The sequence below is a fragment of the Xanthomonas arboricola genome (genome assembly GCF_003353015.1).
Lineage (GTDB): Bacteria > Pseudomonadota > Gammaproteobacteria > Xanthomonadales > Xanthomonadaceae > Xanthomonas > Xanthomonas arboricola_E.
In genome coordinates this window covers 1,003,466-1,016,153 of record NZ_QREM01000009.1, presented here as the reverse complement: position 1 = coordinate 1,016,153, position 12,688 = coordinate 1,003,466, and the positions used below count along the sequence as shown (strand labels likewise).

Here is a 12,688-nt window from a genome sequence, read left to right as displayed (position 1 = left end):
TCGCAGGTTTTGTTAGCCGCTCTTAAGTCAAAGGCTCCGGCTGACCACAACCACGACAGCGCTGCGCTAGACTCGCCGGACTCTACATTCTCGCATCCCTGTGCCCNTTTGTTAGCCGCTCTTAAGTCAAAGGCTCCGGCTGACCACAACCACGACAGCGCTGCGCTAGACTCGCCGGACTCTACATTCTCGCATCCCTGTGCCCCGACGCCACGACAACGACGCTCCCGACGATTTCGAGGACGATTCCACCGAGCAAGGTTCCCGCTGGCAACGCAGGCTGATTGTCTGGGCCTTTGCGGCATGTGCGCTGGCGCTCGGTTTCCTGATTCCCTACACGGTGTATCTGAACAAGCAGGTCACCCAGCGTTTCGGCGAGCTGCGCTGGCAGATCCCGACCCGCGTGTACGGGCGGCCGTTGGTGCTGGCGCCGGGCAATGCGCTGGATGCGGCCACCCTGAAGACCGAGCTGGATGCAGCCTCCTACCGCGACGACGGGCAGGCCAGGCTGGCCGGCACCTACCAGCAGGACGGCAGCCGCTTCACCATCGCCAGCCGCGGCTATGTCGATGTGGACGGGCGCGTGCCTGCGCGGCGGGTGGAAGTCAGCCTCTCCGGCGGGCGCGTGGCCAGCCTGCGCGACGCCGGCGACCGCAAGGCGCTCAAGAGCGCGCGGCTGGACCCGGCGCGCATCGCCACGCTGTACGGGCAGAAGCAGGAAGAGCGCCGCCTGGTGCGCATGGAGGAAGTGCCCGAGCTGCTGGTCACCGGCCTGCAGGCGGTCGAGGACCGCGACTTCAACAGCCACCACGGCATCGACCTCAGCGGCATGGTGCGCGCGGCCTGGATCATGGCGCGCTCCGGCGGCCAGGTCCGCCAGGGCGCCAGCACCCTGACCCAGCAGCTGGCACGCAGCGGCCTGCTCGGCATCGGCAAGGAACAGACCGTCACCCGCAAATTCAACGAAATTCTCTACGCAGTGATCATGGAGGCGCGTTACGACAAGCGCACCATCCTGGAGGCCTATCTCAACCAGGTCTACCTGGGCCAGCGCGGCGGGCAGGCGATCCACGGCGTGTCCTCGGGCGCGGAGCTGTGGTTCGGCCGCGAACTCACTTCGATGACCACCGAGCAGATCGCCTTGCTGATCGGGCTGGTCAAGGGGCCGTCCTACTACGACCCGCGGCGCAACCCGGAACGGGCGCTGGATCGGCGCAATTTCGTGCTGGGCAAGCTGCACGAAAACAACCTGATCGACGCGGCCGAATACAAGCGCGCGCTGGCCGCACCGCTGGGCGTGCCCACCGAGCCCGGCCTGGTCGCAGCCAATCGCTTCCCCGCCTATGTGGACCTGGTGCGGCGCCAGCTGGCGCACGACTACCCGGAAGGCGTGCTGCAGGGCGCCGGCATGAGCGTGCTGACCGGCATGTCGCCGTCGGCGCAGGCGTATGCCGAAGGCGCGGTGACCGGCACCATCAAGCGGCTGGACAACAGGAAGCGCCCGCCGCTGCAGGCCGGCCTGGTGCTCACCGACGTGCACAACGGCGATGTGCTGGCGGTGGTCGGCAGCCGCGATGTGGCCAAGCCGGGCTTCAACCGCGCGGTCGAGGCGCAGCGGCAGGTCGGCTCGTTGCTCAAGCCGTTCGTGTACCTGCTGGCGCTGGCCTCGCCGGACCGCTGGGCGCTGTCCAGCTGGGTCGACGATGCGCCGGTGACGGTGCAGCTCAGCCGCGGCAAGACCTGGTCGCCGGGCAATTCCGACAACCGCAGTCATGGCACGGTACGGCTGATCGATGCGCTGGCGCATTCCTACAACCAGGCCACGGTGCGCGTGGGCATGCAGGTCGGCCCGGAGCGCATCGCCCAGCTGATCCAGGTCCTGGCCGGCATCAAGGCCGACACCAATCCGTCGCTGATCCTCGGTGCCACCGACCAGAGCCCGTACGGCATGGCGCAGCTGTACCAGTTCCTGGCTGCCGGCGGCGAGATCCAGCCGCTGCATGCGGTGCGCGGCGTGCTCGATCCGCAGGGCAAGCTGCTCAAGCGCTACGACAAGACCCCGGCGCCGGCGCAGGAGGGCGATTCGGTGGCTGCCAACCTGATCAGCATCGCCTTGCAGCAGGTGGTCAGCGGCGGCACCGCGCGGCAGTTGCTGGGCGATGGCCTGGGGCGGCTGTCGCCGGCCGGCAAGACCGGCACCTCCAACGACGGCCGCGACAGCTGGTATGCCGGCTACACCGGCGACCACCTGGCGGTGATCTGGATGGGCAACGACCAGAACGAGCAGACCGGCCTGTACGGCGCCACCGGCGCGATGCGGGTGTGGTCGAGCATCTTTGCGCGGCTGCCGAGTGCGCCGTTGAAGGTCAGCGGCAAGGGCCTGGACTGGCAGTGGGTGGATGCGGCCGCCACCGGCGTCACCGATGCCGGCTGCCCGGGCGCGCGCCAGTTCCCGTTCGTGGTCGGCTTCACGCCGGCCTACGCCCCCTGTGCCGGCAATGCACCGTCGATCGAAGGCGTGCCCGGCGACGCAGCCGCGCCGGCCGAGCAATCCAGCGGCGGTGGCTGGCGCCGCTTCTTCGGCCTGGAAAAGAAGCCGGAAGACCCCGCGCCGGCGCCCGCCGCGGCTGCACCTGCCCGTTGACTGGAGTGACCCGATGAACCGACTGCACCGTTTGCTTGCCCTCGCTGGCGTGTCTGCCGTACTGACCGCCTGCGTCAGCGCGCCGCCGCCGCCGCCACCGCCGGCTCCGGTGGACCCGACCACGCCGACCCAGCGGCTGTTGCTGATCGAACGCGAGGCCGGCGTCGACGACACCGAGTTGTCGGTGCAGCCCTTGCGCGACCCGCAGGTGGACGATCTGCGCGAGACCGCCAAGAGCAAGCGCCAGTCCGGTGATCTGGCCGGCGCGGCGGCGGCGCTGGATCAGGCCGTGGGATTGGTCTCCGGCGATCCGGCCATCCTGCAGGAGCGTGCCGAAGTGGCGGTGCTGCAGGCCGACTGGCCCGCCGCCGAGCGGTTTGCCAGGCAGGCCATCGAGCTGGGCTCCAAGACCGGGCCGCTGTGCCGTCGGCATTGGGCCACCATCGAACAGTCGCGGCTGGCACGCGGCGAGAAGGAAAACGCCGCCTCGGCCAAGTCGCAGATTGCCGGCTGCACGGTGCCCGGCGTGAAGCGCTACTGAGCATGGCAACGGTGCCGGTTGCACTTGCCGCAAGGCGAGTGCGGCGAAGCCGCGCTGCAGCCTGGATCACGCGCGCGCAGCCATGCGCTGCGCGCCATCGGCGCCCGCACCACCGCCAGCGGCGCGGTGCGATGCGACGTGGGGCATAAACCCCGGCTGCGCGGCGCTCGCCATCGCTGGCCCGCGGGCGCCAGCCACCCCGCATCACCGCGCACGCGCTAGGCTGTCGCGCTTCCTGCACCCGCTTCCGGTCCCATGTCCCAACTTGCCACTGCCAGCATCGAGGCGCTCAGCGAGGGCGGGGCGCTTGCGCGTCAGCTCGATGCGTTCGCGCCGCGTGCTGCGCAGCTGCGCCTGACTGGCGCCATTGCCGAGGCGTTCGAGGCGCGCGATGTGCTGTTGGCCGAAGCCGGCACCGGCACCGGCAAGACCTACGCCTATCTGGTGCCGGCGCTGCTGTCCGGGCTGAAGACCATCGTGTCGACCGGCACGCGCGCGCTGCAGGACCAGTTGTTCCATCGCGACCTGCCGCGCGTGCGTGCCGCGCTCGGCATCGGCCTGCGCAGTGCGCTGCTGAAGGGCCGCGCGAACTACCTGTGCAAGTACCGCACCCAGCAGGCACGCGGCGAACCGCGCTTTGCCACGCCCGAGCAGGTCTCGCAGTTCCAGCGCATCGTGGCCTGGAGCGGGCGCACCCGGTTCGGCGACATAGCCGAGCTGGAAGCCCTGCCGGACGACTCGCCGCTGCTGCCGCTGGTGACCTCCACCGTCGACAACTGCCTGGGCACCGAATGCCCGTTCTACGGCGAATGCTTCGTGGTGCAGGCACGCCAGCGCGCGCAGGCGGCCGATCTGGTGGTGGTCAACCACCATCTGCTGCTGGCCGATCTGGCGCTCAAGCAGGAAGGCTTCGGCGAGATCCTGCCCGGCGCGCAGGCCTTCGTCATCGACGAGGCGCACCAGCTGCCGGAACTGGCGGCGAACTTCTTCGGCGAAAGTTTCGGCATGCGGCCGTGGCAGGAACTGGCGCGCGATTGCATGGTCGAAGCGCGCTTGGTCGCCGGTGCGCAGGCCAGCCTGCAGGAACCGATCCTGGCCCTGGACGAGGCCTTGCGCGGCCTGCGTGCGGGCATGGAAGGCCTGCCCTCGCGCGGCACCCAATGGCGCGCGCTGGCCAGGCCGCAGGTGCGCGAAGGCTTCGACGCGGTGCTGTCGTCGCTGGCGCGCCTGGGCGAGGCCTTGCTGCCGCTGCGCGAGGCCTCGCCCGGCTTCGATGGCTGTTCTGCGCGCGCGCAGGAAGCGCTGGCGCGGCTGTCGCGGTGGCTGGGCGAGGACGCGCCGGTGCCGGATTTCGACCAGGAGCTGCCGGACACCATCGACAACGACGTGCTGTGGTACGAGCTCAGCCCGCGCGGGTTCCGCTGCCAGCGCACGCCGCTGGATGTGTCCGGCCCGCTGCGCGAACACCGCGAGAAATCGCAGGCGGCCTGGGTGTTCACCTCGGCCACGCTGGCGGTGGGCGGCGAGTTCGACCACATCGCGCAGCGCCTGGGCCTGAGCGATCCGGTGACCTTGCTGCAGCCCAGTCCCTTCGACTGGGCGCGCCAGGCGCTGTGCTATCTGCCGCCGAACCTGCCCGATCCGGCCGCACGTGGATTCGGCACCGCGCTGATCGCGGCGCTGACGCCGGTGCTGGAGGCCTCCAACGGCCGCGCCTTCCTGTTGTTCGCCTCGCACCGCGCGCTGCGCGAGGCGGCCGAGGCCTTGCGCGGTGCGCCGTGGCCACTGTTCGTGCAGGGCGAGGCGCCGCGCGCCACCTTGCTGCAGCGTTTCCGCACGTCCGGCAACGGCGTGCTGCTGGGCTCGGCCAGTTTCCGCGAGGGCGTGGATGTGGTTGGCGATGCCTTGAGCGTGGTGGTGATCGACAAGCTGCCGTTCGCCGCGCCCGACGACCCGGTGTTCGAAGCGCGCCTGGATGCGATCCGCCGCGACGGCGGCAACCCGTTCCGCGACGAACAGCTGCCGCAGGCGGTGATCGCGCTCAAGCAGGGCGTGGGCCGGCTGATCCGCAGCGAGACCGATCGCGGCGTGCTGGTGCTGTGCGACCCGCGGCTGGTGAACAAGGGCTACGGCCGCACCTTCATGACGTCGCTGCCGCCGTTTGCGCGCACCCGCGAGATCGGCGATGTGCGTGCGTTCTTTGGCGTCGCCGAGCCGGTGGGCGACAATGGCGTGCTCGCGCTGCCGTTCGGCGACGCCTGAGCGTCCCCTTCCTGCCTGCGGTCCTGCCATGAAAGTCCTCGCGTTCGAGACCTCCACCGAAGCCTGTTCCGTCGCGCTGCACGTCGACGGCCGCGTGCTCGAACGCTTCGAACTGGCGCCGCGTCGGCATGCCGAACTGGCGCTGCCCTGGGCCGAACACCTGCTGGCCGAGGCCGGCATCACGCGCCGCCAGCTCGACGCGATCGCGGTCGGCCGTGGCCCGGGTGCGTTCACCGGCGTGCGGCTGGCGATCGGCATCGCGCAAGGCATCGCGCTGGGCCTGGACCTGCCGGTGCTGGCGGTGTCCACGCTGCAGGTGCTGGCCTTGCGCGCGCCCGCCGAGGCCAGGCAGGTGCTGGCCTGCATCGATGCGCGCATGGGCGAGGTGTATGCCGGCGTCTTCGCGCGCGATGGCGACACACTGCAGGAGCTGGCAGCGGAAGTGGTGTGCGCGCCGCAGCACTGCGTGGTGCCGGACACGCTGCACCGCTTTGCCGGTGTCGGCAGCGGGTTTGCTGCTGTCGATGCGCTGCTGCAACAGCGGTTCGCAACGCAGCTGACCAGCGTCGATGCCGCCGCGTTGCCGCATGCGGCCGACCTGCTCACGCTGGCCGTGCCGGCGCTGCTGCGCGGCGAAGGCGTGGCGCCGGAGCGGGTGGAACCGGCCTATCTGCGCGACAACGTGGCGCTGACCCTGCTCGAGCAGCAGGCCGCACGCGCAGCCAGGGCCGCTGGTGCCGCGCCATGACCGACGCATTGCAGCGCGCACGTTTCCGCGGTTGCCTGCTGGGCCTGGCGGTCGGCGATGCGCTCGGCACCACGCTGGAATTCTGCGCGCCGGGCAGCTTCACGCCGATCGACGACATGCGCGGCGGCGGCCCGTTCGCACTGCGCGCCGGGCAGTGGACCGACGACACCTCGATGGCCCTGTGCCTGGCGCACAGCCTGCTGCATCGGCAGGGCTTCGATGCCGCCGACCAGATGAACCGCTATTGCAACTGGTACCAGCACGGCTACCTCAGCAGCACCGGCGCCTGCTTCGATATCGGCACGACCGTGCGGCAGGCGCTGGAGCGTTATCTGGATGGCGGGCCGGCCTTCAGTGGCAGCACCGATCCGCGCTCGGCCGGCAATGGCTCGCTGATGCGGCTGGCCCCGGTGGCGATGTATTACGCGCACCGCCCCGCCGAGCTGGGCGAGCGCGCCGCCGACAGCTCGCGCACCACGCATGCCGCTGACGAAGCGCTGGATGCCTGCCGACTGTTTGCCTTCCAGTTGCGTGCCGCGCTGCTCGGCGGCCAGCGCCAGCAGGTGTTGCAGACCCGCTGCGAAGGGCTGTCGACGCCGGCACTGCGTGCGTTGTCGGTGCGCGACCATCGGGCGGTTCCCGCCGCCCGGATCCGCGGCACCGGCTACGTGGTCGATGCGCTGTCGGCGGCGCTCTGGTGCTTTGCCACCACCGACACGTTTGCCGATGCGGTGCTGCGTGCGGCCAACCTGGGCGACGATGCCGACACCACCGCGGCCATCTGCGGCCAGCTGGCCGGCGCGTTCCATGGCATCGAGGCAATTCCCGCCGCCTGGCGCGCGCGCGTGCAGGATGCCGGCGCGATCGTCGACCTGGCCGATCAGCTGTACGCGGCGGCGCAGGTCGCCTGACGCCGCACGCAACGCACGCGCCAACGTCGTCTGTCGGGCGGGCATGCGGCAGCAGAAAACGCGTCCTGACCGGACACGGGACCGCTCAACGATCGTCGTGCAGCTCGCCGCCGGGCAGGAACAGCCAGGTGCGGGTGACCTGCAGGATGTCCACGTCGTCCTTGGTGCTGGGCAGCGGCGGGAACGGCTGCGCCAGCTGCACCACCCGCAGCGCCGCCGCATCCAGCGCCGGGGTGCCGCTGGAGACCAGCACGCGGCTGCTTTCCACGCTGCCGTCGCGGCGCACGCCCACGCTGATCACCACCTTGCCGCCGAGGCGGCGACGGCGCGCTTCATCCGGGTAGTTGAGGTTGCCGACGCGCTCGGCGCGATCCACCCAGGCACGCAGGTAGTTGGCGTAGGCATATTCGCGGGTGCTGGCCGAGACGAACTTGCGGTTGGGGCGCTTGGCGTATTGCTCCGAGCGCAGATGCACCTCGGCCGCGAGCCGGGCCATTTCCGCGTCGCGCTGCACGCGCTGCGCATCGGTGGGCGTGAGCGGGTCGGTCTGCGGATTGGGCTGCGGGACAGGCACGCGCTGCTCGCCATGGCGACTGGTCACCACGCGGGTCTGGGTCGGGTCCGGTGCCTGCACCGTGGTCGCGCGTTGCGCCTGCGGCGCCAGTCCGTTGCGGTCCTGCGGCACCACCCCGGGCTGGCTGTCGCGCGGGCGTTGCGCGGTGGCGTGGTCACCGCCGCCCTGCTGGTTGGCCTGGGCCAGGAAATCGGCCTGCCTGGGCGTCAGCGGGGTGCTGGTCTGGCTGAAGATCACATCCAGCGTCGGCACCAGCGGCGCGTCTTCGCTGACCGCAAACCCCACGCCCAGGATCAGCGTGCCGTGCAGCAGCAGCGAGATCACCAGCGTCGCGGTCAGCCGTCGACGCTCGTCCGCGCGAGCCGGCAGTGCCGCGGCCGCGCTCATTGCGCCGCGCCGGCCTCGATCGCGTCGAACAGCAGCCCGGCGATGTTCAGGCCGAACTGCGCATCCAGCTCGCGCACGCAGGTGGGGCTGGTGACGTTGACTTCGGTCAGGTAGTCGCCGATCACGTCCAGGCCGACGAAGCGCATGCCGCGGCGGCGCATTTCCGGACCCACCTGCGCGGCGATCCAGCGGTCGCGCTCGGACAGCGGCCGGCCTTCGCCGCGCCCGCCGGCGGCCAGGTTGCCGCGGAACTCGTCGCCTTGCGGAATGCGGGCCAGGCAGTAGTCCACCGGCACGCCATCGACCAGCAGGATGCGCTTGTCGCCGGCGGTGATGTCGGGGATGAAGCGCTGCGCCAGGGTCAGCTTGCGATTGCCGTCGGTCAGCGTTTCCAGGATCACGTTGAGATTGGGGTCGCCGGTGCCGCTACGGAAGATCGAGCGCCCGCCCATGCCGTCCAGCGGCTTGAGCACGGCCTGGCCGTGTTCGAGCACGAAGGCCTTCAGCGCCGCCGCATCGCGGCTGACCAGGGTCGGCGGGCAGCACTGCGGAAACAGCAGCGCGGCCAGCTTCTCGTTGTAGTCGCGCAGGCCCTGCGGGTCGTTGACCACCTGCGCGCCGGCGCGCTGGGCCACGCTCAGGACCTGGGTGTCGTAGATGAACTCCGCATCCACCGGCGGGTCCTTGCGCATCAGCACCACCTGGCCGGGACCGAATGCCAGCTCGGCGAACTCGCCCAGGGTGAACCAGCCGGTCGTGTCCTCGCGCACGCTCAGCGGCGCAACCTGCGCCACCGCGCGTCCCTCGCGCAAGCTGAGCCCGCCGGGGCGCACGTACTGCAGGCGGTGACCACGCCGCTGCGCTTCCAGCAACATGGCGAAGGTGGTGTCTTTGGCGATCTTGATGGAGGCGATGGGATCCATCACCACGACGACGTCGAGCGACATGGGAGCTAAACCTTTAGAACAGGCCGCCGATGGTAACTTCAAGCGGTGGCGATGGCGCGCCCGGCCGGTCGTGAATGCGCGACTTGCCGCTCGGCCCGCAGCTGCACACGGTCGGAACGTCCGCCTGGCGGGCTCCCGGCAACCTACCCTTGACAGTCAATGCGGGTCTTGGGATATACATGCAGTTTCGTAGCGACGCCGGCAGGGAAGAAGCGTCGCGCGTCCGGGGACATTTGCATGACTGAAAACATGGCTGCGGGTGGGGAACTCGCAGGACTGAAGGTGATGGTGATCGATGATTCGAAGACCATTCGCCGCACCGCCGAGACGCTGCTGAAGCGGGAAGGCTGTGAAGTAGTGACAGCGACCGATGGTTTCGAGGCACTGGCCAAGATTGCCGACCAGCAACCTCAGATCATTTTCGTCGACATCATGATGCCGCGCCTGGATGGGTACCAGACGTGCGCGTTGATCAAGGGCAACCAGCTCTTCAAGTCGACGCCGGTGATCATGCTGTCGTCCAAGGACGGCCTGTTCGACAAGGCACGCGGCCGCATCGTCGGCTCCGAGCAATATCTGACCAAGCCGTTCACTCGTGAAGAACTACTGAGCGCGATTCGCACGTACGTCCACGCCTGACCAGGGGGAAAGGCAACATGGCTCGAATTATATTGATCGAGGACTCGCCCACCGACCGGGCAGTCTTCAGTCAATGGCTGGAAAAAGCAGGCCATACGGTCGTCGCCACCGACAATGCCGAGGAGGGACTTGCGCTGATTCGCAGCCAGGCGCCCGACCTGGTGCTGATGGACGTGGTGCTGCCCGGCATGAGCGGCTTCCAGGCCACGCGCGCATTGGCGCGCGACCAGGCCACCAAGGACATCCCGGTGCTGCTGGTCAGCACCAAGGGCATGGAAACCGACAAGGCCTGGGGTTTGCGACAAGGTGCCAGCGACTACATCGTCAAGCCGCCGCGCGAAGACGACCTGATCGCCCGCATCAAACAACTGGTGCGTTGATGCGTTCTCCATTCGATATTCTCGAAGACTACGAGCGGCGTAGTCTTGCGCACGCCACGCCGCTGCCGGAACGCCAGTTCTCGGCCGATATCTGGCGCGGGGTCGGTTATCGCGTCGGCACCCGGCGGCTGGTCTCGGATTTCCGCGAAGTGGCGGAAATCGTGCCGATGCCGCCGGTCACGCCGGTGCCTGGCGCACAGCCCTGGCTGCTGGGCGTGGGCAACCTGCGCGGCAACCTGTTCCCGGTGATCGACCTGAAGCAGTTCCTGGAGGGCCGGCGCACGGTGCTGCAGGAAGGCCAGCGCGTGCTGATCATGCGCCAGAGCGGCGGCGACGTCGCGCTGACCATCGACGAGCTGTACGGCCAGCGCAGCTTCGAGCAGGCCCAGGCGGTCGAACCCGGCGAGCTGGCGCAAGGCCGCTACGCCCACTTCATCGACCGTGCCTTCCGCAACGAGACGCAGGACTGGGGTGTGTTCTCCCTGGCGTTGCTGTCGCGCACTCCTGAATTCCGGCAGGCCGCGGCCTAAGCCGCGACCCCGCCACGTCATACAGATCGAGGTCGAACCATGAGTACCGCCCCGGACGCCCGCAAGACCAACAAGCTCGGCAGCGTCAGCACCAGCTTCTGGCTTGGTTTGCTGGTGTTGTCGATGATCGTGTTCGGCGCCAATACCGGCGTCGCCACCTGGCAGGGCAGCCGCCTGGCCGGTGCCGGGACCGGTGCGGCCGATCTGCAGGTGCTGTCGCAGCAGCTGGCCAACCAGGGCCGCGAAGCGGTGTCCGGCGACGCGAAGGCATTTGCCGCGTTCAAGCAGACCAAGGGCCGCATCGACAGCACGGTCAGCGAACTGGATGGCCGCTACGGCCAGGAAGGCTCGGTCGCCAGTGCGATGGCCCAGCTCAAGGCGACCTGGGTGCCGCTGAGCAAGAACGCCGACCAGGTCATCGCCAGCGAACCGGCGGTACTCGGCCTGGCCGGCAACGCCGAGCGCTTCTCCGGCAGCGTGCCGCAGCTGCAGGCGCAGTTGAACGAGGTGGTGCGCGCGATGACGGTCAGCGGCGCGCCCGCGGCGCAGGTCTACAACACGCTGCAGCAGGTCGTGGTCGCCGGCACCATGGCGCGCCGGGTGACCGAAATGCGCGCCGGTGGCGCCAATGCCGCCGCTGCCGGCGATGCGCTGGCGCGCGACGCGGTGGTGTTCACGCAGATGCTGGACGGCCTGCGCGCAGGCAATGAAGAGCTGGGCATCGCCGCGGTGCGCAACCCGGCCGCGCTGTCGGCGCTGGAGCAGTCGCAGGCGCAGTGGGCGACGATGAAGACCGACGTCGACGCCATCCTGGCCAGCTCGCGCAACCTGTTCGCCGCGCAGTCGGCGGCCGCCGCGCTGACCGCCGGCTCGAACAGGATGCTCGACGACAGCAAGAAGCTGTTCGATGCGTTCTCGGCATTCGGCTCGGTGCGCGATACGCGCCTGTTTCCGAACTTCTGGCTGGGCGTGGTGTCCGGCCTGCTGGCGTTGCTGGCGATCATCGGGTTCGTCTGGAGCTCGGTGCGGGTGCGCTCGCGCGAGCAGGACGTGCGTTACCAGGCGCAGGTGGAATTCAACAGCCGCAACCAGCAGGCGATCATGCGCTTGCTGGACGAAATCAGCTCGCTCGGCGAGGGCGACCTGACCGTCAAGGCCTCGGTGACCGAGGACATGACCGGCGCGATCGCGGACGCGATCAACTACGCCGTGGACGAACTGCGTCACCTGGTGACCACCATCAACGACACTTCGGCCAAGGTCGCCGTGTCGACCCAGGAAACCCAGGCCACGGCGATGCAGCTGGCCGACGCGGCGGGCCAGCAGGCCAACCAGATCACCACCGCCTCCGAGCGCATCAGCGAAATCGCCGCCAGCATCGAACAGGTGTCGCGCAACTCCACCGAGTCGGCCGAAGTGGCGCAGCGCTCGGTGGTGATCGCCGCCGAAGGTGCCGGGGTGGTGCGCGAGACGATCCAGGGCATGGACCAGATCCGCGACCAGATCCAGGAAACCTCCAAGCGCATCAAGCGGCTGGGCGAATCCTCGCAGGAGATCGGCTCGATCGTGGAACTGATCAACGACATTTCCGAGCAGACCAACATCCTGGCGCTCAACGCTGCGGTGCAGGCCGCCTCGGCGGGCGAGGCCGGTCGTGGTTTCGCGGTGGTGGCCGACGAAGTGCAGCGCCTGGCCGAACGCACCTCCGGTGCGACCCGGCGGATCGAAGGCCTGGTGCAGACCATTCAGGCCGATACCAACGAGGCGGTCAGCTCGATGGAGCAGACCACCTCCGAAGTGGTGTCCGGCGCACGCCTGGCCGAGGACGCCGGTACCGCGCTGACCGAGATCGAGCGCGTGTCCAACGCCCTGAACAACCTGATCAAGAACATCTCCATCGCCGCGCACCAGCAGTCGGCCGCAGCGACGGACATCACACAGACCATGGGCGTGATCCGACAGATCACCAGCCAGACCTCGCAGGGTGCGGAACAGACGGCCGAGTCGATCGGCAACCTGGCGCAGCTCGCTGCCGATCTGCGCCGTTCGGTCGCCGACTTCAAGCTGCCGGCGTGAGCACGACGCGCAACGGCAAGGATCAGCAGATGGCGCGTCGTCGCGTTAC

At 69.2% G+C, this 12,688-nt stretch carries 11 protein-coding genes; 9 read left to right on the top strand and 2 right to left on the bottom strand.

Features of this window, described 5'->3' with window-relative positions:
* Positions 1–199: 199 nt before the first annotated feature.
* The 5 genes from mrcB to C0541_RS14960 all read left to right on the top strand — a co-directional run bounded on the left by mrcB (position 200) and on the right by C0541_RS14960 (position 7,106).
* On the top strand, positions 200–2,644 hold the full coding sequence (gene mrcB / locus C0541_RS14980; protein WP_115049498.1) for a penicillin-binding protein 1B: 2,445 nt from the start codon (positions 200–202) through the stop codon (positions 2,642–2,644).
* Between the two features lie 13 nt (positions 2,645–2,657).
* Positions 2,658–3,185 carry a hypothetical protein gene (locus C0541_RS14975; protein WP_115049496.1) on the top strand — a complete coding sequence of 176 codons (528 nt, stop codon included), beginning with the start codon at positions 2,658–2,660 and terminating at the stop codon, positions 3,183–3,185.
* Positions 3,186–3,440: 255 nt separating this feature from the next.
* Positions 3,441–5,447, top strand: coding sequence for an ATP-dependent DNA helicase (locus C0541_RS14970; RefSeq protein WP_115049494.1), 2,007 nt, complete (start codon positions 3,441–3,443; stop codon positions 5,445–5,447).
* Between the two features lie 28 nt (positions 5,448–5,475).
* Positions 5,476–6,195 (top strand): tRNA (adenosine(37)-N6)-threonylcarbamoyltransferase complex dimerization subunit type 1 TsaB, encoded by a 720-nt coding sequence (gene tsaB / locus C0541_RS14965; protein ID WP_115049492.1) that lies wholly within the window; start codon positions 5,476–5,478, stop codon positions 6,193–6,195.
* Positions 6,192–7,106 (top strand): ADP-ribosylglycohydrolase family protein, encoded by a 915-nt coding sequence (locus C0541_RS14960; protein ID WP_115049490.1) that lies wholly within the window; start codon positions 6,192–6,194, stop codon positions 7,104–7,106. Before tsaB ends, C0541_RS14960 begins: the two co-directional genes overlap by 4 nt.
* A gap of 85 nt (positions 7,107–7,191) precedes the next feature.
* Here C0541_RS14960 and C0541_RS14955 read toward each other — a convergent pair whose 3' ends face one another.
* On the bottom strand, positions 7,192–8,067 hold the full coding sequence (locus C0541_RS14955; protein ID WP_115049489.1) for a cell envelope integrity protein TolA: 876 nt from the start codon (positions 8,065–8,067) through the stop codon (positions 7,192–7,194).
* Positions 8,064–9,014, bottom strand: a complete 951-nt coding sequence (gene gshB, locus C0541_RS14950) for a glutathione synthase (RefSeq protein ID WP_115049487.1) — start codon at positions 9,012–9,014, stop codon at positions 8,064–8,066. Before gshB ends, C0541_RS14955 begins: the two co-directional genes overlap by 4 nt.
* Positions 9,015–9,251: 237 nt before the next feature.
* Here gshB and pilG point away from each other — a divergent pair, with 237 nt between their 5' ends.
* From pilG to C0541_RS14930, 4 genes are read left to right on the top strand one after another with little or no spacing between them, the layout of a single operon-like run.
* Positions 9,252–9,653 carry a twitching motility response regulator PilG gene (pilG, locus tag C0541_RS14945; protein WP_104562659.1) on the top strand — a complete coding sequence of 134 codons (402 nt, stop codon included), beginning with the start codon at positions 9,252–9,254 and terminating at the stop codon, positions 9,651–9,653.
* Between the two features lie 17 nt (positions 9,654–9,670).
* On the top strand, positions 9,671–10,033 hold the full coding sequence (locus C0541_RS14940) for a response regulator (RefSeq protein WP_024940328.1): 363 nt from the start codon (positions 9,671–9,673) through the stop codon (positions 10,031–10,033).
* Entirely contained in the window at positions 10,033–10,563 is a 531-nt protein-coding gene (locus C0541_RS14935) for a chemotaxis protein CheW (protein ID WP_014508568.1), read from the top strand. The genes C0541_RS14940 and C0541_RS14935 overlap by 1 nt, the downstream gene beginning before the upstream one ends.
* A 39-nt stretch (positions 10,564–10,602) precedes the next feature.
* Positions 10,603–12,639, top strand: a complete 2,037-nt coding sequence (locus tag C0541_RS14930) for a methyl-accepting chemotaxis protein (RefSeq protein WP_115049485.1) — start codon at positions 10,603–10,605, stop codon at positions 12,637–12,639.
* Positions 12,640–12,688 lie beyond the last annotated feature (49 nt).

Coding starts and splice junctions, on each gene's coding strand:
- C0541_RS14970 (WP_115049494.1), top strand. CDS start 3,441: ATGTCCCAACTTGCCACTGCCAGCATCGAGGCGCTCAGCGAGGGCGGG.
- tsaB (WP_115049492.1), top strand. CDS start 5,476: ATGAAAGTCCTCGCGTTCGAGACCTCCACCGAAGCCTGTTCCGTCGCG.
- C0541_RS14975 (WP_115049496.1), top strand. CDS start 2,658: ATGAACCGACTGCACCGTTTGCTTGCCCTCGCTGGCGTGTCTGCCGTA.
- pilG (WP_104562659.1), top strand. CDS start 9,252: ATGACTGAAAACATGGCTGCGGGTGGGGAACTCGCAGGACTGAAGGTG.
- C0541_RS14955 (WP_115049489.1), bottom strand. CDS start 8,067: ATGAGCGCGGCCGCGGCACTGCCGGCTCGCGCGGACGAGCGTCGACGG.
- C0541_RS14960 (WP_115049490.1), top strand. CDS start 6,192: ATGACCGACGCATTGCAGCGCGCACGTTTCCGCGGTTGCCTGCTGGGC.
- C0541_RS14940 (WP_024940328.1), top strand. CDS start 9,671: ATGGCTCGAATTATATTGATCGAGGACTCGCCCACCGACCGGGCAGTC.
- C0541_RS14935 (WP_014508568.1), top strand. CDS start 10,033: ATGCGTTCTCCATTCGATATTCTCGAAGACTACGAGCGGCGTAGTCTT.
- C0541_RS14930 (WP_115049485.1), top strand. CDS start 10,603: ATGAGTACCGCCCCGGACGCCCGCAAGACCAACAAGCTCGGCAGCGTC.
- gshB (WP_115049487.1), bottom strand. CDS start 9,014: ATGTCGCTCGACGTCGTCGTGGTGATGGATCCCATCGCCTCCATCAAG.